This window comes from Streptomyces flaveolus (assembly GCF_044765825.1).
GTDB lineage: Bacteria > Actinomycetota > Actinomycetes > Streptomycetales > Streptomycetaceae > Streptomyces > Streptomyces flaveolus.
Genome location: NZ_JBIWKU010000004.1, coordinates 219,154 through 235,465, shown reverse-complemented (window position 1 = coordinate 235,465; position 16,312 = coordinate 219,154). Strand labels below are relative to the sequence as shown.

Below are 16,312 nucleotides of genomic sequence, written 5' to 3'. Positions count from 1 at the left end.
TCCGGCGGACAGACCCTAGCGGTCGAGGACGAGGGCGAGGCCCTGGCCGACGCCGATGCAGAGGGTGGCGACGCCCGTGCCGCCGCCCTTGCGGGCGAGCTGGTGGGCGACGGTGCCGGCGAGGCGGGCGCCGGAGGCGCCGAGCGGATGGCCGAGGGCGATGGCACCGCCCTGCGGGTTGAGGATCGCCGGGTCGAACTCGGGCCACTCGGCGACGCAGCCCAGCACCTGGGCGGCGAAGGCCTCGTTGAGTTCGAGGACGTCCAGGTCGGCGAAGGTCTTGCCGGCCTTGGCCAGGGCGCGGTTCACCGCTTCGACGGGGGCGAGGCCGAAGTACTGCGGGTCGTTCGCCGAGACACCGGTGGCGGAGATCCGGGCCAGCGGCTCGCGGCCGGTGGCCTTCAGGCCCTCCTCGTCGACGAGGAGCAGCGCCGCGGCGCCGTCGTTGAGCGGCGAGGCGTTCCCGGCGGTCACGGTGCCTCCCCCAGCCTCCGGCCGGGGGGACCCCCCTCTCGCTTCGCTCGCCGTGCGGAAGGACGGCTTGAGCTTCGCCATCGCCTCCAGGGAAGCGCCCGGGCGTACGCACTCGTCGGCGGCGAAGTCGACCGGGTCGCCCTTGCGCTGTGGCACCGGCACCGGTGCGAGTTCGACGTCGAACAGGCCGTCCGCCTGCGCCTGCGCGGCCTTCCGGTGGGAGGCGAGGGCGAACTCGTCCTGCTGCTCCCGCCCGATCTTGTGCTTGTCCGCGATCAGCTCCGCCGACTCGCCGAGCGGGACGGTCCACTGCGGGTCCATCTTCGGGTTGACCATGCGCCAGCCCAGGGTGGTCGAGTACAGCTCGGCGTGCCCGGCCGGGAAGGGCCGGTCCGACTTGGGCAGCACGTACGGGGCCCGGGTCATCGACTCCACGCCGCCCGCGAGCACGATCGAGGCGTCCCCGGCCGCGATGGCACGGGCGGCCTGGATCACCGCCTCCAGACCGGAGGCGCACAGCCGGTTCACGGTCACGCCGGGCACGGAGGTGGGCAGGCCGGCCAGCAGGGCGGCCATGCGGGCGACGTTGCGGTTCTCCTCGCCGGCGCCGTTGGCGTTGCCGAAGTACACGTCCTCGATCCGCGAGGGGTCCAGGGAGGGGGTGCGGGCGAGGAGCTCGCGGACGGCGTGCGCGGCCAGGTCGTCGGGGCGTACACCGGCCAGGGAGCCGTTGTACTTGCCGAACGGGGTGCGCACCGCGTCGACGACGTAGACGTCCTTCACTTCAGGTCCTCCGCGATGACGAGCTTGGCGTCGGTCTTGGCGACGACCTCGTCGACGTCCACGTCCGGTGCGGTCTCCACCAGGACCAGGCCGTCGTCGGTGACGTCGAGGACGCCGAGGTCGGTGATGATCCGGTTCACACACGCCTTGCCCGTGAGCGGCAGCGCGCATTCCTGGAGGATCTTCGCAGAGCCGTCCTTCGCCGTGTGGGTCATGACGACGATGACCGTGCGCGCGCCGTGGACGAGGTCCATGGCCCCGCCGATCCCGGTGATCATCTTGCCCGGGATGGCCCAGTTGGCCAGGTCACCGGCGGCGGAGACCTGCATCGCCCCGAGCACGGCGACGTCGATGTGCCCGCCGCGGATCATCCCGAACGACAGCGCCGAGTCGAAGAAGGACGCGCCCGGCAGGACCGTCACGGTCTCCTTGCCGGCGTTGATCAGATCGGGGTCGACCTGGTCCTCCGCCGGGTACGGGCCGGTGCCCAGGATGCCGTTCTCGGACTCCAGGGTCACCTCCACGCCCTCGGGCAGGTAGTTCGGGATCAGCGTCGGCAGACCTATGCCGAGATTGACGTACTGGCCGTCCTCCAGCTCACGCGCGGCCCGCGCGGCCATCTGTTCACGCGTCCAGGCCATCAGGAACTCACCGTCCGCCGCTCGATCTTCTTGTCCGCCGCCTGCTCCGCCGTCAGCGCGACCACCCGCTGCACGAAGATCCCCGGCAGGTGCACCAGGTCCGGGTCGATCTCGCCGGGCTCCACCAGCTCCTCGACCTCGGCGACGGTGATCCGGCCCGCCATGGCCGCCAGCGGATTGAAGTTCCGCGACGACTTCGCGAACACCAGGTTGCCGTGCCGGTCGCCCTTGGCCGCCCTGACCAGGGCGAAGTCGGTGCGGATGCCGCGCTCCAGCACGTACTGACCGCCGTCGAACTCACGGACCTCCTTCGGCGGCGACGCCAGCGCGACACCGCCGGAGCCGTCGTAGCGCCACGGCAGTCCGCCCTCGGCGACCTGCGTGCCGACGCCCGCCGGCGTGTAGAAGGCCGGGATGCCCGCGCCGCCGGCCCGCAGCCGCTCGGCCAGCGTGCCCTGCGGGATCATCTCCACCTCGAGCTCGCCGCCGAGGTACTGGCGTGCGAACTCCTTGTTGGCCCCGATGTAGGACCCGGTCACCCGGGCGATGCGTCCCGCGGCCAGCAGGACGGCCAGTCCCGAGTCCATCGCGCCGCAGTTGTTGGAGACGACCGACAGCCCGCCGACCCCGCGCTCGTGGAGCGCCTCGATCAGCACGTTCGGCACACCGCTGAGTCCGAAACCGCCCACCGCCAGCGATGCGCCGTCCGGCACGTCGGCCACTGCCTCACCGGCTGTGGCCACCACCTTGTCCATCCGAGAAGCCCCATCTCTTCCAAGCGCCCCGGGACCTGAATCCCCGCGAAATTAATCAGGGCACTGAGTATTTCAGCGAGATGGCCCACACGCTGCCACCGGTCGGCCGGGGCGTCAAGACCTCGAAAAGTGCGAGGTAGATCGCGTGGGGAGGCCCCAGGCGATTTCAGGTCGGTCGATGTATCGTCAGTGCACCGACGAATCTCGCCGCTAGGGGAGCGCACATGGCAGCGGTCGATCTGACCACCCACCCCGGGCATCTGGCCCGGCGGCTGCAGCAGGCGCACTACCTGCTGTGGAACACGATGGTCTCCGAGGAGACCACCTCGCCGCAGTTCGCGGTCCTCAACGCGCTCGTCGCCGAACCGGGCCTCGACCAGCGCACCGTGGGGGAGCGAGTGGGTCTCGACCGGTCCACCATCGCCGAGGTGATCAGCCGGCTCGGCCGCCGCGGGCTGCTCGACAAGGTCCGCGATCCGCAGGACGGTCGCCGCTTCCTGCTGCGCCTGACGGACGAGGGGCTGCGCGTGCACCGCAGGCTGAGCGTACGGACGGCCCGGATGAACCAGGTCTTCCTCGCCCCGCTCTCCGCCGCGGAACAGGCCGTGTTCTTCGACCTCATCCAACGGGTCGCGGACGCCGCCGAGGGCCTCCGCAACCCGTCCGAGCCCGTGGTGGCCCCCGGCTGATCAGGGCGTATTCGTGAACACCACCCACACCGGGCCCTGGGCGAGGTTCACCGGCGTGCCGTCCCCGGCACTGAAGGCCGTGCCCTCCTCGGCCGCCCCGCGCTTCCACGTCACGTCGTAGGAGCGCCCGTCGCGCAGCACCTCCGCCTTCCCGGAGCCCACCGACTCCACGTACGGCGAGTGGTTGCCGAGGAAGTCGTGGAAGGCGGACTGGCGCACGGTCACGTGCTGGACGACGACCGTCGCCGGTTCCGGGCGCCCGCCGCCGGCCGCGGGGACGGGGTCGCCGTCCATGGCGATCAGCCAGCGGCCACGGTCCGCCGACCAGGTGAAGGTGAAGCTCGCCGCCGGATAGCGCACCGTGCGCGAAGTCTCGGCCCGGCCGCCCTCGGGAGCCTCGCCGTAGCGGTAGCCCGTGGTCAGCGCGGCGGCGCCCGGGGGTGACGGCATCAGCCGGTCCGGGCGCAGGTAGAGGTTGTGCGGTGCGGGGCGGCCGTCGTCGCGGACGTAGGCGTCGGGCGCCCGGTCCGGCGGCTCCGCCCGCAGGAGCGCCCGGTCGATCAGCGGGAGCAGCTTGCTCTGCGCGCCGGAGAACGCGAGCGTCGGCCGGTCGAACTGGCGCAGCAGCTCCAGGTCGGACTCCCGGGCGCTGCGCACCGGCCCGACCGACTCCGGCAGCCTGGTGGCGTAGATCGCCATGAGGCGGCTCAGCCCGCCCTCCACCGGTTCCACGTAGACGACGTCCGCGGCGTCCAGACCCCGCTGCGGCCGGGCCGCGGGCATGTTGTCGACCTTGACGGCGAGTACGGGGCCCGCGCGGTGCGTGCCGTGCGTGCCGTGCGACCGCTCCAGGTGCGGGGCCCGGCCGTCGTCCTCCCTCGCCGTCGGCGGCGTCGTGCAGCCCGCCGCCAGCGAGGCCGTCACCGCCGCGGCCAGCAGCACCGGCACGGCGCCGGCCCGTGTGCCGCGCCGCACGGCACGGTTCCGCCTGCGCGTCTTGTGTCGCATTCCGACCACCCGCCCACCCACTTCGTATCCATGATTGTCTGCTTCTCAAGGCGTTTATGGCCATACCCGACTGAATCTGACAAGGCACCCGGAATGCGCTGTTCGGCCGAACCGGCCGCGGTTCGGTGGGGGTGCCCCGGGGTACCCGGCCGCGACGCAGGACCGACGCGCACGGGCGACGGAGGGAGCGCGAGGCGATGAAGGCAGTTGTCTGGCAGGGCAAGCGGGACGTGCGGGTCGAGGACGTGCCCGACCCGAAGATCCAGGAGCCGACGGACGCGGTCATCCGCGTCACGTCCAGCGGGCTGTGCGGCTCCGACCTGCACCTGTACGAGGTGCTGACGCCGTTCATGACACCGGGCGACATCCTCGGCCACGAACCCATGGGCATCGTGGAGGAGGTCGGAGCCGAGGTGACCGGTCTGAAGCCCGGCGACCGGGTCGTGGTGCCGTTCCAGATCGCGTGCGGGCACTGCTACATGTGCGACACCGGGCTGCCGACCCAGTGCGAGACCACCCAGGTCACCGGCGAGGGCATGGGAGCCCCGCTGTTCGGCTACACCCGCCTGTACGGCGCGGTGCCCGGCGGTCAGGCCGAGTACCTGCGCGTACCGCAGGCCCAGTACGGACCCATCAAGGTGCCGGAGGGGCCCGCCGACGACCGCTTCGTCTATCTCTCCGACGTCCTGCCCACCGCCTGGCAGGCGGTCGAGTACGCCGCCGTCCCCCAGGGCGGCAGCGTCGCCGTGCTCGGACTCGGCCCCATCGGCGACATGGCCTGCCGGGTCGCGCAGGTCAAGGGGGCCGGACGCGTGTTCGGCGTGGACCTGGTGCCGGAGCGGCTGGAGCGGGCCCGCGCCCGGGGTGTGGAGACGTACGACCTGCGGGCCTTCGACAACGAGAAGGAACTGGTCGCCGCGATCCACGACGAGACCGGAGGCCGCGGCCCCGACGCCGTGATCGACGCGGTCGGCACCGAGGCGCACGGCAGCACCGTGGCCAAGCTGGTCCAGCAGTCCGCGGCCATGATGCCCCGGGCCATCGGCGGCCCGCTCGCGGAGCGCTTCAGCGTCGACCGGCTCGCGGCCCTCTACACCGCCATCGACCTGGTGCGGCGCGGCGGCACCATCTCGCTGAGCGGCGTCTACGGCGGCATGGCCGACCCGATGCCGCTGCTCACCCTGTTCGACAAGCAGATCCAGATGCGGATGGGACAGGCCAACGTACGCCGCTGGAGCGACGAGATCGTCCCGTACCTCACCGACGAGGACCCGCTCGGCGTCGACGACTTCGCCACCCACCGGGTCCCGCTCACCGAGGCGCCGCGCGCGTACGAGATGTTCCAGAAGAAGCAGGACGGCGCGGTCAAGGTCCTGATGAAGCCGTAGCGCTCAGGCGCTCACGGGCCGCCGAGGATCTCCGCCAGGTCGTAGCGGACCGGCTCCTCCAGCTGGGCGTAGGTGCAGCTCTCCGGCGTGCGGTCCGGGCGCCAGCGGCGGAACCGGGCCGTGTGCCGGAAGCGCGCCCCGTTCTCCATGTGGTCGTACGCCACCTCGACGACCCGCTCGGGCCGCAGCGGTACCCAGGACAGGTCCTTCTTGCCCGACCAGCGGCTGGGCGCGCCGGGCAGCCGCGCCGACTCGTGGGCCGCCTCCTCGGCCCAGGCGGCCCACGGATGGCCCTGGACGTCGTCCATGCGCAGCGGCTCCAGCTCCTCCACCAGCTCGGCCCGGCGCTTCATCGAGAAGGCGGCGCTCACCCCCACGTGCTGGAGCCGGCCCCGGTCGTCGTAGAGGCCGAGCAGCAGGGAGCCGACCACGGGCCCGCTCTTGTGGAGGCGGTAGCCGGCCACGACGACGTCCGCCGTCCGCTCGTGCTTGATCTTGAACATGGCCCGCTCGTCCTGCCGGTAGCGCAGGTCGAGCGGTTTGGCGACGACGCCGTCCAGACCCGCCCCCTCGTACTGCTCGAACCACTGCCGCGCCACCTCGATGTCGTCCGTCGCCGGCGCCACGTGCACCGGCGGCGTGACACCCGACAGTGCCCGGACCAGCAGCGCCCGCCGGTCGGTGAGCGGCACGTCGAGCAGCGACTCGTCGTCCAGCGCCAGCAGATCGAAGGCGACCAGCGACGACGGGGTCCGTTCGGCCAGCATCCGCACCCGGGAGTCCGCCGGATGGATGCGCTCGGTCAGCGCGTCGAAGTCCAGGTGGCCCTCCCGCGCGATCACGATCTCCCCGTCCACCACGCACCGCTCGGGCAGCCGTTCCCGCACGGCCTCCGCCAGCTCGGGGAAGTACCTGGTCAGCGGCTTGCCCGTCCGGCTGCCGAACTCCACCTCGGCACCGTCGCGGAACACGATCACCCGGAAACCGTCCCACTTCGCCTCGTACTGCATGCCCGGCGGGATCTTCGCCACGGACTTGGCGAGCATCGGCTTCACGGGCGGCATGACGGGGAGATCCATGCACCGATTCTGCGCGCCGGACGCCCCGGATGCGCGATATGCGAAGTGTGCGGGGTGCGCCTACCGTGGCTCGCATGGCGGAAGCGGTGGAACTGGAGACGGACGGACGAGCCGTGCGGCTGTCCAGCCCCGGCAAGGTCTTCTTCCCGGAGCCCGGCTACACCAAGCTGGACGTCGCCCGCTACTACCAGGCGGTCGCCCCCGGCATCCTGCGCGCCCTGCGGAACCGGCCCACCACCCTGGAGCGCTACCCGGACGGGATCACGGGCGAGTGGTTCTACCAGAAACGCGCCCCCAAGGGCATGCCCGACTGGATCCCCACCGCGCACATCACCTTCCCCAGCGGACGCAGCGCCGACGAGATGTGCCCCACCGAACAGGCCGCGGTCGTGTGGGCCGCGCAGTACGGCACCCTCACCTTCCACCCCTGGCCCGTGCGCCGCGACGACGTCGACCACCCCGACGAACTGCGCATCGACCTCGACCCCCAGCCCGGCACCGACTACGACGACGCGGTCCGCGCCGCCCACGAGCTGCGGGCTGTGCTGGAGGAGTTCGGGGGCCTGCGCGGCTGGCCCAAGACCTCCGGCGGGCGCGGCATCCACGTCTTCGTGCCGATCGAGCCGCGCTGGACCTTCACCCAGGTGCGCCGCGCCGCCATCGCCGTCGGACGGGAGCTGGAGCGGCGGATGCCGGAACAGGTCACCATCAAGTGGTGGAAGGAGGAACGCGGCGAGCGCATCTTCGTCGACTACAACCAGACCGCCCGGGACCGCACCATCGCCTCCGCCTACTCGGTGCGCCCCCGCCCGCACGCCCCGGTCTCCGCGCCGCTGCGCTGGGAGGAGGTCGGCGTCGCGCACCCGCGGGACTTCGACATCACGACCATGCCCGCGCGCTTCGCCGAACTCGGCGACGTGCACGCGGACATGGACGATCACGCCTACTCCCTCGACGCCCTGCTGGAACTCGCGACGAAGGACGAGCACGACCACGGACTCGGCGACCTGCCGTACCCGCCCGAGTATCCGAAGATGCCGGGAGAACCCAGACGGGTACAGCCGAGCCGGGCGAAGAAGCCGGCTCCTGGAGCGCAGTGAGCTACAGCTCCCTGATCCGGACGTCCCGGTACGAGACCACGTCCGTCGTGCTGTGCACCTGGAGCCCGACATAGCCGGAGGCGAACCGCCGCCCGTCCGTGCCCGGGTCGTCCGAGCGCGCCGGGTAGAAGTCCTGACCGCCGATGTTGTCGAACTCGTTGATCAGCACGCCGTTGCGGTAGACGGAGTAGTGCTGGTCGACCACCCGGATCTCGTAGTCGTTCCAGGTGCCCTTCCCGGTGACTCCGGCACCGGCGAGCCCGACCCGGTCGAAGCCGTAGATCGACCCCGTCTTGTACATGTCGCCGCTCGGGCTGTCGAGCACCTGCACCTCGTGCCCGTACTTGATGGCGACCCACTCCGGCCGCGACTCCTCGGGGTGGTCGTGGACCCACGGGAAGCGCACGAACACACCGCCGTTGGCGTTCCCGGTGCCCGGCGCGTCGTCACGCCACTGGAGCTTCAGCGAGAAGTCCCCGTACTTGCGCTCGGGGAACCACAGCATGCCCATGCCCGGCGTGCTGGTGCTGGACGTGATCGACCCGTCCGCGTTCAGCGCGAACGAACCACCGCCCACCTGCTCCCACTTGGCGAAGGACTCCTGGGAGCCGTCCAGGATCTTGCGGTAGCCGTCGGTCTGGCCGGGCTTGCCGATCCCCGACTGCCGGGCGGCCTTGTTGATCGCCCTGACCTCCCGCTTGTCGACGACCCCCTCGTCCAGCAGCGCGTCCAGGACCTCCCCGACGTGCTTGAGGAAGAGCGCCTGGGACGTCCACTCCTTCTCGTCCTCGATCAGCTCGTTGATCCGGCACCGGTTGTTCGTCACCCGGTTCGGCACCCCCGAGTCGACCGTGCCGACGATCACCGTCAGCCGCTCGTCGTACTCCGGGCACGGCGGCGCCGGCACGCCCCCGCCCGCCACCACCGTGAAGCTGACGCTCAGCGGCTCGGACGTGTTGCCCGCCCTGTCGCTCGCCCGGTACGCCACGGTGTGCGCGCCGGCCCGGTCGACGACCACGGGCGCGCTGTACGCCAGGTAGGGCCCGGCGTCGAGCGAGTACTCGATGCCGGCCACGCCGGAACCGCCCTCGTCCGTGGCGCTGACGGTCACCTTGGCCCTGCCGACGTACGCGCCGTCGGAGTTCTTCGTGCCCTCCACGGTCGCCCCGGTCACCGGTGCGGTGGTGTCCTGCGGGGGAGCGGCGACGACCGTGAACTCGACGCTCTTGTCCGCCGCGACGTTGCCCGCCTTGTCGGTGGCGCGGTAGCGCACGGTGTGGGTGCCCACCTGATGCACCATCACCGGCGCGGTGTACGCCTGCCAGGCGCCGTCGGCACCGATCGCGTACTCGATGGTGTTCACACCGCTGCCGGTGTCGGAGGCGGTGACCGTCACCGTCGCCATGTCGATGTACGCGCCGTCCGCGTTCTTCTCGCCGCCGACCGTCGCCGAGGTCTCCGGCGGCGTCCTGTCGTCGGTCGGCGGGGCGACGACGGAGAACGTGACGCTCTTCTTGGCGGACGCGTTGCCCGCCTTGTCGAACGCCCGGTAGCGCACGGTGTGGTCGCCGACCTGGTCGACGACGACCGGCGTGGTGTACGGCTGCCAGGCGCCGTCGGCACCGATCGCGTACTCGACGCGGTCGACACCGGAGCCGGCGTCGGTCGCGGCGATCGTCACACTCGCCGAACCGACGTACTGGCCCTCGGCGTTCTGCGTGCCCTTGACGTCCGCCGAGGTCTCCGGTGCCGTCGTGTCGCTGCCGCCGCCCTCGGTCACCACGAGCACGCCCTGCATCTGGCCGTGGCCGGGGATCGTGCAGTGGTAGAGGTAGCGGCCCGGGGTGAGGGTGACCTCGGCGGTGTGCTTGCCGCCCTGGGCGTCGAACGGGTTGGCCAGGATGTTCAGCTGGACGTCGCTGTTGTAGGCGGGGTCACCGGTCACGAACGTCAGCGTGTGCGGCATGCCGGTGGTGTTGCCGGTCGCCGCACTGTTCTCGAAGACGATCGTCGCCGGTCCGGCCACCGCCGTCTCGGGTGCGGACGCGTACTTGGTGATGTCGTCACCCGCGGTCCAGGTGAGGACCTGCTCGGCGGCCTCGGTCCCGGACTCGGCCCGGGGCTGTCCGGAGGCGGACGTGGCCTGGAGGCCGAGCATCATCAGCAGGCCGGCCAGCAGGGCGGCCCACATTCTTCGTTGCCGTGTCACTCGCTCCCCCTCGCCAGCTGCCCGGCGGCCGGGGTCGGCCCGCCGCCCTTGTAGGTGACCCGCCACAGGGCCGACTTGGAGTCCGAGGTGAAGAAGCCGCGACCGTAGTCGAGGACGTACAGCGCGCCGTCCGGGCCGAACTTCCAGCCCATCAGGTTCTTGATGCCGTCGTTGCCGACCGGCACGATCTTCTTCAGCGACTCCGCGTGCACCGGCAGACCGCCGTCGCCCTGCGTCTTCGGGTCCATCAGCACCGCGTTGCGCGGCTGGTCGGCGTCGTAGAAGTCGCCGACGAACCACTTGCCGTCCCAGTAGGCCGGCCACTTGGTGGCGCTCGTGCTCGCCGCGTCGTAGCGGTAGACCGGGCCGTTCATCGCGGCCTGGCCGCCGCCCTTGAGCCAGGGCAGCTTGTAGGTGGCCTCGGCCTGTTCGTACGACGGGATGCCGTTCTCGTCGCGCGGGAAGTCGGGGCCGCCGCCCTGCGGCGAGTACCAGATGTTGTTGCCGGTCACCGGCGGCAGGTTGACCAGGCCGTCGTTGTTCGGCGACTCGTTCTTCGGGTGGTCGCAGTCGTACCAGCCCAGCGGCTTCGACGGGTCCGGCAGGTTCCGGTCCCGGTACGGCTGCTTGTTGCCCATGCAGTACGGCCAGCCCCGGTTGCTCGCCTTGGTGATCACGGCGAACGTGTCGTACTTCGCCGGGCCCCACGTCGGTGACGGGGCGCCCGCGTCCGGGCCGACCCAGCCCGCGTAGAGGGTGTCGGTCGACTTGTCGACGGAGATGCGTGCCGGGTTGCGTACCCCCATCACGTAGATCTCGCCGCGCGTCTTGCCGCCGCCCTCGGCGGTCTCCTTGCCGGTGAACAGGTTGCCCTCGGGGAGCGTGTACGTCCCGTCCGGCTCCGGGTGGATGCGCAGGATCTTCCCGTTGAGGTTGTTGGTGTTGCCGGCGGTGCGGCGCGCGTCCGCGAAGGACACGCCCTTGAAGTTGGGCTCCGGGTTGTTGCCCGAGTAACCGCCGCTGAAGCCGCTGGAGTTGTTGTCACCGGTGGCGATGTACAGGTTCCCCTTGGAGTCCCAGGCCATCCCGCCGCCCGCGTGGCAGCAGCTGTGGATCTGCACCGGCCACTTCAGCAGCACCTTCTCGCTGCCCAGGTCCAGCTTGTTCGTCGCCCGGTCGAGCGTGAAGCGGGAGACGCGCCGCTCGGCCATGTGCGTGTCCCGGTTGATCCCGGAGTGCGGCGTGTAGTGCAGGTACACCCACCCGTTCTCCTCGAACCCCGGGTCCAGTTCGATGCCGAGCAGTCCCTCCTCGACCTTGACCAGCTCGTCGCCGCCGCCCTTGTTGCCGAAGACGGTCAGTTCACCGGCGAGCGTCACCTTCTTGGTCTTCGGGTCCCAGACGTGGATCTGGCCCTTGCCCTTGCCGATGTCGGGGTTGTTCCAGTCCGTGATCACGGGCTGGGACGAGTCCGCACCGCCCCGGCCGATGTACAGCACCCGGCCGTCGGGCGCGGTGACCAGTCCGTGCGGCTCGCCGATCTGGTCGCTCTGGCCCGGCTGGTTGGGCTGGGTCAGCCGCTCCGCCTGGTAGTTGCCGGTGATGGTCGCCTTGCAGTCGGCCTGCACCAGCCGTGTCGTCCACAGCAGGGCGCCGCGCAGATGGGCGCGGAAGTCGGTCTCGTCGTACGACGACACCGTGCCGCCCATACCGGTGTAGAAGGACCGCCCGCCGTCGTAGTCCCGGCACCAGCTGACCGGGTGGTCCCACCCGTTGGCGCTCGCGCCGGGCTGGTACGTCGACTCGCGCACCCGGGCGATCGTGTGCACCTCGCCGGACGGGTTCTTCTGCCAGTTGAACCACTGGTCGGGCCGCTTCCACTGGACCGGCAGGTCCTTGGTGGCCGGATGGTTCCGGTCACCGACCTCGACGGTGGCCCGCTGGACACCCGCCGGGCTGGACGCGGCAGGCCGTGCGCCGACCAGACCGGTGAACCAGTCCGAGTACGGCTCCGCGCGGGCCGCGTCGTGGATGCCGACGAAACCGCCGCCGGCCTCCATGTACGCCTCCAGGCCCGCCTCCTGGTCCGGATCGAGGACGTCACCGCCCCCGGTCAGGAACACGATCGCGTTGAAGCGGCCGAGCTTCCTCTCGTTCGTGAAGACCGAGGCGTCGTCCGTGGCCTCGACCTTGAAGCGTTCCTTCGCGGGGCCGGACAGCCCGATCCGCTCGATCGCCGCGATCCCGGCGTTCACCACCGGCGACTCGTCGCCGGCCGCGGCGGATCCGTAGAAGACCAGGACGCGTACGTTGGCGCCACCCGGTGGCGACGTGATCGACATCGTTGTCAGGGAGGGATCCGGCGCCGGCCGCGCACTGGCGGCGGGGCCGGACAGCAGTCCGGCGGCGACGAACCCGGCGGTCGCGAACGCCGCCCAACTCTTTCTTCTCGCGCTCAACCCTCGTAAGTGCATGGGCACCTCCTCGGTCACGGCAGCAGCGCCAAGGAAGTTAGACCTCTTTACGTGATTCGCCAATAGATATCACCGGGATGGGTCGAACTTTGTCCTGAGTGTGGATAAACGGAGCGGGGCCCGGTACCGTCTCACAGGCTCATCACAGCTACGTCTGAGCAAATTCCGTACCAGTGTGGGGAGTTCGGCATGGACAGACGCGGCTTCAACCGCCGGGTGCTGCTGGGCGGCGCTGCCGCCGCGACATCGTTGTCGGCGGCCTCGGCGGCGGCCGGCGCCGCCGACCGGCCGCAGGTGGTGCAGGCGGCGACGGCACCGGCCGGAGGCGAGGTGAAGCACATCAAGCTGTACGCCGAGAAGCTGCCGGACGGGCAGATGGGATACGGCCTGGAGAAGGGCAAGGCCACGATCCCGGGCCCGCTGATCGAACTCAACGAGGGCGACACGCTGCACATCGAGTTCACCAACACCATGGACGTGGCGGCGAGTCTGCACGTCCACGGGCTCGACTACGAGATCTCCAGCGACGGCACGAAGATGAACCGGAGCGACGTCGAGCCCGGCGGCACCCGCACCTACACCTGGCGCACCCACGCGCCCGGTCGCCGCAAGGATGGCACCTGGCGGCCGGGCAGCGCGGGTTACTGGCACTACCACGACCATGTCGTCGGCACCGAACACGGCACCGGCGGCATCCGCAACGGCCTCTACGGCCCGGTCGTCGTGCGCCGCCAGGGCGACGTGCTGCCGGACGCCACGCACACCATCGTCTTCAACGACATGCGGATCAACAACCGTGCCCCGCACACGGGTCCGGACTTCGAGGCCACCGTGGGCGACCGCGTCGAATTCGTGATGATCACGCACGGCGAGTACTACCACACCTTCCACATGCACGGTCACCGCTGGGCCGACAACCGCACCGGCATGCTGACCGGGCCGGAGGACCCCAGCCGGGTCGTCGACAACAAGATCGTCGGCCCGGCGGACTCCTTCGGCTTCCAGGTGATCGCGGGGGAGGGGGTCGGTGCCGGGGCGTGGATGTACCACTGCCACGTCCAGAGCCACTCCGACATGGGGATGGTGGGGCTGTTCCTGGTGAAGAAGACGGACGGCACGATCCCCGGATACGAACCGCACGAGCACGCCCGGACGGCCGAGGAGGCCCCCGAGCACGAGCACTGACGACCGGCCGGGGCCGGTGCGCCGGCCCCGCCGGGTGCCCCCTGCCCTCCGCGGCCCGGGAGCCCTCTCCCGCCCGGCGACCTGCCGCTATCCTGAGCGGCAGCCGCCGAGGAGGAGCCCGTGACCGAGACCGCGCCGCGTCCCACGCTGGAGGCCGTGGCCGCGCGGGCCGGGGTCTCACGGGCCACCGTGTCCCGCGTGGTCAACGGGGCGCACGGGGTGCGGGACGCGCTGGCCGAGCGGGTCCGGCGCGCGGTGGAGGAGCTGGGCTACGTCCCCAACCAGGCCGCGCGCAGCCTGGTGACGAAACGCCACGACGCCGTGGCCGTCGTCGCCGCCGAACCGGAGACCCGGGTCTTCACCGACCCCTACTTCGCCCAGCAGCTCCGCGGCATCAGCAAGGAGCTGACCGCCCACGACAACCAGCTCGTCCTGCTGCTCACCGAGGGCCGCGAGGACCACGCCCGCGTCGGCCGCTACCTGGCCGGCGGGCATGTCGACGGCGCCCTCGTCTTCTCCCTCCACCTCGACGACCCGCTGCCCGGCCTCGTCCGCCGTGCCGGGGTGCCGACCGTCTTCGGCGGCCGGCCCGGCTGGGACGACGGCCGGGACGACGTGGTCTACGTGGACAGCGACAACCGCGGCGGCGCCCGCGAGGCCGTACGCCATCTGGCCGCCCTCGGCCGCACCCGCGTCGCGCACATCGCCGGCCCGCTCGACCAGACCTCCGCCGCCGACCGGCTCGCGGGTTTCCGGGACGTCCGCGCGGACGCCGGCCCCGGGCTGATCGCGCACGGGGACTTCACGCCGGGCGGCGGTGAGCGCGCCATGCGCGAGCTGCTGGACCGGCGCCCGGACCTGGACGCCGTGTTCGCGGCCAACGACCTCACCGCGGCGGGCGCCCTGCGGGTGCTGCGCGAGCGGGGACGGCGGGTGCCGGACGACGTGGCCGTGGTCGGCTTCGACGACATGCTGCCCGTCGCCGAGCAGACCGACCCCCCGCTGACCACGGTCCGCCAGGACATCGAGGGCATGGGCCGGCTGATGGCCCGCCTGCTGCTGCGCGGCCTGGACCGCGGGACGGCGGGGGACGGCGACGGGGAATCCGCGGCCGGGGCCCCGGAATCCGCGGCCCGGGACCACGGGGCGGGAGCCGTGTCCGGCACGGCCTCCGGAGTGATCCTGCCGACCACCCTGGTCCGCCGCGCCTCCGCCTGAGTACGCCGGACCGGGCGTGTCGCTCTACCCCTCCCGCGGCGCCGGCCTGAGCACCGCGAACCGGGCGCCGTACGGGTCGGCGAGCCGGGCGAGGCGCCCGACACCCTCGATGTCCGTCGCGGGCATCCGCACCGTGCCGCCCAGCTCCCCGGCCTGCGCGACCGTGGCGTCCGCGTCGGCGACCGCGAAGTACGGCAGCCAGTGGGCGTCCGTCTCCAGCGCGTCGTCGGCGAGCGGGACGACGCCGCCGAACATGCTCTCCTCGCCCGCCCCGGCCGGGTTCACGCACGTGTACGTGCCGGCGCCGGGGAACGGCACCGCGGAGGTCTCCAGCCCCAGCACCGCGTGGTAGTACGCGGCGGCGGCCGCGATGTCCGGCGTGTACAGCTCGACCCAGCACAGCGCACCGGTCTCGCCCGCCACGCCCAAGCCGCCCAGCCGCCCCGGCTGCCAGACGCCGAACGGCACCTGTGCCCGGTCGGCGAGGATCGCCATGGTGCCCTGGCCCATCACGTCCGTCGGCCGCACGAGCACGCCGCCGTGGGCCTGCTCGGAGGCCTTGGCGGTGGCCTCGGCGTCAGGGGTCTGGAAGTACACCGTCCAGGACGGCGGTCCCTGCTCCGGCGTGGTCCGCATACCCCCGGCCACGATCCGGCCGTCCAGCTCGAAGAAGCCGTAGCCCCCGGCCTCGGGCCCCGCCGACCGGAACCGCCAGCCGAAGAGTCCACCGTAGAACGACGTGGCGCCGTCGATGTCGGACGTGCCGACGTCGACCCAGTTCGGGGCGCCGGTGACAAAACGGGTGGTGAGCATCATTGCCCTCCTCGGAAGGGTCCCGTTGCCTGCACTGCCGAGTCTTCCACCGACCACGGACAACCGCTCCCGCGCGCCGCCGTGCGGACCCACCCGTGCCGGGGAGACCATCGGGAGGTCTGCCGGGTAGGTCCGCCGGTGCGGTCGTGGGCCCGGGCGGCCCGCGTTGATCCCGCGTTGATCGAACGTTTTTCGCCACCGGGCACGATCCTGCCCATGCACATCGACACGATCGCGACGCCCGACCTGACCTGGCAGCAGGAGGCGTTGTGCGCACAGACCGGGGCGGACTTCTTCTTCCCCGAGCCCGGAAGCTCGGTACGGGACGCCAAGCGGATCTGCGCCCTGTGCCCGATCCGCTCGGCCTGCCTGGACTACGCGCTGGCCCACGACGAGCGCTTCGGGGTCTGGGGCGGACTGTCGGAGAAGGAACGGCAGGCACTGCGGCGCACCGCGCGGTGAACCCGGACGGCCGGGACCTCGCCCCCCGCTGCTT

At 71.6% G+C, this 16,312-nt stretch carries 14 protein-coding genes; 6 read left to right on the top strand and 8 right to left on the bottom strand.

Going from position 1 to position 16,312, the window contains the following annotated elements; translation table 11 throughout:
- Window positions 1-15: 15 nt before the first annotated feature.
- Genes ACIRG6_RS14330 through ACIRG6_RS14320 form a run of 3 tightly spaced genes read right to left on the bottom strand, consistent with a single transcriptional unit; the run spans window position 16 to window position 2,653 of the window.
- Window positions 16-1,257: a thiolase family protein gene (locus tag ACIRG6_RS14330; RefSeq protein WP_364677190.1), complete on the bottom strand. Its 1,242-nt coding sequence runs from the start codon at window positions 1,255-1,257 to the stop codon at window positions 16-18.
- Window positions 1,254-1,898, bottom strand: coding sequence for a CoA transferase subunit B (locus ACIRG6_RS14325; protein WP_364677192.1), 645 nt, complete (start codon window positions 1,896-1,898; stop codon window positions 1,254-1,256). Before ACIRG6_RS14325 ends, ACIRG6_RS14330 begins: the two co-directional genes overlap by 4 nt.
- Window positions 1,898-2,653: a CoA transferase subunit A gene (locus ACIRG6_RS14320; protein WP_364677193.1), complete on the bottom strand. Its 756-nt coding sequence runs from the start codon at window positions 2,651-2,653 to the stop codon at window positions 1,898-1,900. Before ACIRG6_RS14320 ends, ACIRG6_RS14325 begins: the two co-directional genes overlap by 1 nt.
- A gap of 224 nt (window positions 2,654-2,877) precedes the next feature.
- On the opposite strand from ACIRG6_RS14320, the gene ACIRG6_RS14315 reads away from it, so the two are divergent.
- On the top strand, window positions 2,878-3,342 hold the full coding sequence (locus ACIRG6_RS14315) for a MarR family winged helix-turn-helix transcriptional regulator (protein WP_364677195.1): 465 nt from the start codon (window positions 2,878-2,880) through the stop codon (window positions 3,340-3,342).
- On the opposite strand, the gene ACIRG6_RS14310 is transcribed toward ACIRG6_RS14315, so the two are convergent.
- A complete protein-coding gene (locus tag ACIRG6_RS14310) occupies window positions 3,343-4,350 on the bottom strand; it encodes a DUF3048 domain-containing protein (protein WP_365023820.1) in 1,008 nt (335 codons plus the stop codon). It lies immediately after the preceding gene.
- A 197-nt stretch (window positions 4,351-4,547) separates the two neighbouring features.
- On the opposite strand from ACIRG6_RS14310, the gene ACIRG6_RS14305 reads away from it, so the two are divergent.
- Window positions 4,548-5,738: a zinc-dependent alcohol dehydrogenase gene (locus tag ACIRG6_RS14305; protein ID WP_364677198.1), complete on the top strand. Its 1,191-nt coding sequence runs from the start codon at window positions 4,548-4,550 to the stop codon at window positions 5,736-5,738.
- Window positions 5,739-5,749: 11 nt separating this feature from the next.
- On the opposite strand, the gene ACIRG6_RS14300 is transcribed toward ACIRG6_RS14305, so the two are convergent.
- Window positions 5,750-6,817, bottom strand: coding sequence for an ATP-dependent DNA ligase (locus ACIRG6_RS14300; RefSeq protein WP_239764560.1), 1,068 nt, complete (start codon window positions 6,815-6,817; stop codon window positions 5,750-5,752).
- Between the two features lie 74 nt (window positions 6,818-6,891).
- Here ACIRG6_RS14300 and ligD point away from each other — a divergent pair, with 74 nt between their 5' ends.
- The gene (ligD, locus tag ACIRG6_RS14295) at window positions 6,892-7,917 is read left to right on the top strand and encodes a non-homologous end-joining DNA ligase (RefSeq protein WP_350715201.1); all 1,026 of its coding nucleotides are present in this window, start codon (window positions 6,892-6,894) and stop codon (window positions 7,915-7,917) included.
- Window position 7,918: 1 nt separating this feature from the next.
- Here ligD and ACIRG6_RS14290 read toward each other — a convergent pair whose 3' ends face one another.
- Together ACIRG6_RS14290 and ACIRG6_RS14285 are read right to left on the bottom strand one after the other, a co-directional pair.
- Window positions 7,919-10,108 (bottom strand): OmpL47-type beta-barrel domain-containing protein, encoded by a 2,190-nt coding sequence (locus tag ACIRG6_RS14290; protein WP_403323124.1) that lies wholly within the window; start codon window positions 10,106-10,108, stop codon window positions 7,919-7,921.
- Window positions 10,109-10,122: 14 nt separating this feature from the next.
- Window positions 10,123-12,600: a ThuA domain-containing protein gene (locus ACIRG6_RS14285; RefSeq protein WP_403322717.1), complete on the bottom strand. Its 2,478-nt coding sequence runs from the start codon at window positions 12,598-12,600 to the stop codon at window positions 10,123-10,125.
- Window positions 12,601-12,789: 189 nt separating this feature from the next.
- Here ACIRG6_RS14285 and ACIRG6_RS14280 point away from each other — a divergent pair, with 189 nt between their 5' ends.
- Window positions 12,790-13,785 (top strand): multicopper oxidase domain-containing protein, encoded by a 996-nt coding sequence (locus ACIRG6_RS14280; protein ID WP_365023812.1) that lies wholly within the window; start codon window positions 12,790-12,792, stop codon window positions 13,783-13,785.
- Between the two features lie 120 nt (window positions 13,786-13,905).
- Entirely contained in the window at window positions 13,906-15,003 is a 1,098-nt protein-coding gene (locus ACIRG6_RS14275) for a LacI family DNA-binding transcriptional regulator (protein ID WP_364677205.1), read from the top strand.
- A gap of 24 nt (window positions 15,004-15,027) precedes the next feature.
- On the opposite strand, the gene ACIRG6_RS14270 is transcribed toward ACIRG6_RS14275, so the two are convergent.
- Window positions 15,028-15,816 (bottom strand): VOC family protein, encoded by a 789-nt coding sequence (locus tag ACIRG6_RS14270; RefSeq protein WP_365023822.1) that lies wholly within the window; start codon window positions 15,814-15,816, stop codon window positions 15,028-15,030.
- 216 nt (window positions 15,817-16,032) lie between these two features.
- Here ACIRG6_RS14270 and ACIRG6_RS14265 point away from each other — a divergent pair, with 216 nt between their 5' ends.
- Window positions 16,033-16,278 (top strand): WhiB family transcriptional regulator, encoded by a 246-nt coding sequence (locus ACIRG6_RS14265; protein ID WP_364677207.1) that lies wholly within the window; start codon window positions 16,033-16,035, stop codon window positions 16,276-16,278.
- Window positions 16,279-16,312: the final 34 nt, after the last annotated feature.

Coding starts and splice junctions, on each gene's coding strand:
- ACIRG6_RS14300 (WP_239764560.1), bottom strand. CDS start 6,817: ATGGATCTCCCCGTCATGCCGCCCGTGAAGCCGATGCTCGCCAAGTCC.
- ACIRG6_RS14315 (WP_364677195.1), top strand. CDS start 2,878: ATGGCAGCGGTCGATCTGACCACCCACCCCGGGCATCTGGCCCGGCGG.
- ACIRG6_RS14270 (WP_365023822.1), bottom strand. CDS start 15,816: ATGCTCACCACCCGTTTTGTCACCGGCGCCCCGAACTGGGTCGACGTC.
- ACIRG6_RS14325 (WP_364677192.1), bottom strand. CDS start 1,898: ATGGCCTGGACGCGTGAACAGATGGCCGCGCGGGCCGCGCGTGAGCTG.
- ACIRG6_RS14265 (WP_364677207.1), top strand. CDS start 16,033: ATGCACATCGACACGATCGCGACGCCCGACCTGACCTGGCAGCAGGAG.
- ACIRG6_RS14320 (WP_364677193.1), bottom strand. CDS start 2,653: ATGGACAAGGTGGTGGCCACAGCCGGTGAGGCAGTGGCCGACGTGCCG.
- ACIRG6_RS14285 (WP_403322717.1), bottom strand. CDS start 12,600: ATGCACTTACGAGGGTTGAGCGCGAGAAGAAAGAGTTGGGCGGCGTTC.
- ACIRG6_RS14310 (WP_365023820.1), bottom strand. CDS start 4,350: ATGCGACACAAGACGCGCAGGCGGAACCGTGCCGTGCGGCGCGGCACA.
- ACIRG6_RS14280 (WP_365023812.1), top strand. CDS start 12,790: ATGGACAGACGCGGCTTCAACCGCCGGGTGCTGCTGGGCGGCGCTGCC.
- ligD (WP_350715201.1), top strand. CDS start 6,892: ATGGCGGAAGCGGTGGAACTGGAGACGGACGGACGAGCCGTGCGGCTG.
- ACIRG6_RS14305 (WP_364677198.1), top strand. CDS start 4,548: ATGAAGGCAGTTGTCTGGCAGGGCAAGCGGGACGTGCGGGTCGAGGAC.
- ACIRG6_RS14290 (WP_403323124.1), bottom strand. CDS start 10,108: ATGTGGGCCGCCCTGCTGGCCGGCCTGCTGATGATGCTCGGCCTCCAG.